This window comes from Hymenobacter agri, from assembly GCF_054778495.1.
This window is the reverse complement of sequence record NZ_BAAGZM010001083.1, coordinates 1-861: the sequence shown is the minus strand read 5'-3', so window position 1 is coordinate 861 and position 861 is coordinate 1. Positions and strand designations below refer to the sequence as shown.

Sequence of the window (861 nt, the reverse complement as noted above, 5' to 3'; positions counted from 1 at the left end):
GAGGCGGGCCAGCAGCTCGCCCATGCCCTGGTAGATGGTTTCCCAGAGCAGGGCCGTGAGGCCGGAATGCGGCCCCAAGGTGCGGCGCAGCTCCAGCAGGTGCATCACCAGGCCGGCAAACTGGCCCAGCAGCAGGCGCTCGGCGGGGGCAAACTCCCGCGGCGGGCCGTCGAACAGGCACAGGGTGCCAATATTATAGCCATCGGGCGTGCGCAGGTTATGGCCGGCGTAGAAATGCAGGCCCAGCTGCAGAATCAGCGACAGGTCGACGCCCGGGGCGCTGTTGCGGCGCAGGTCTTCGAACACGGCCGTGTCGGATTGTAGAATCGTGGCCGAGCATAGGCTGTGCTCGCGCGGCACCCGTTCGATGTCGGGGGGTAGGTTGTAGGGCGACTTTAGTAGCACGGTGGCTTCTTCCACGATGGAAAGCATGGCATTGCGCACCCGGAACAGCCGCGCCGTGAGGGTTACTACCTCATCGAGAATGGCTTCGCGACGGGCATCGAGCAGCTGGTAGCGGCTGAGGGCCCGCAGGCGGGCGGGGTCGTCGGCCGGCAGAAGAGAAGGGGGTAGCATGGTCACGGCCGGAAGAAGGTAGGGTAGTACCAGGGCCGAAGCCGATGAGCCCGGCCCGGCTGGCAGCACGCGTTACTGAAGCCTAATATATAGAATCCGGATGATGTTACGGCTGGCGCGGCCTGAAAGATGTGCGTGGGGGCCACAAGCCGCCGCGCCGCTACCTTTGGGGCTGTGCTGCCCGATTCGCCTGCTTTTACCTACGATTATGACGTGGCCATCGTCGGGGCCGGCCCGGCCGGTACGGCCTGTGCGCTGGCCTTGCGCCACGCTGGCCTGCGCGTG

At 66.0% G+C, this 861-nt stretch carries 2 protein-coding genes; one reads left to right on the top strand and one right to left on the bottom strand.

Features of this window, described 5'->3' with window-relative positions; all coding sequences use genetic code 11:
• Nucleotides 1-576: GAF domain-containing protein (locus ACYVDE_RS24605; protein ID WP_460504153.1), on the bottom strand; the 576-nt coding region annotated here is incomplete at its 3' end.
• A 129-nt stretch (nt 577-705) separates the two neighbouring features.
• Between ACYVDE_RS24605 and ACYVDE_RS24600 the strand changes: the two genes are divergently transcribed.
• Nucleotides 706-861 (top strand): FAD-dependent monooxygenase (locus ACYVDE_RS24600; protein ID WP_460504152.1); only part of this gene is annotated, 156 nt, incomplete at its 3' end.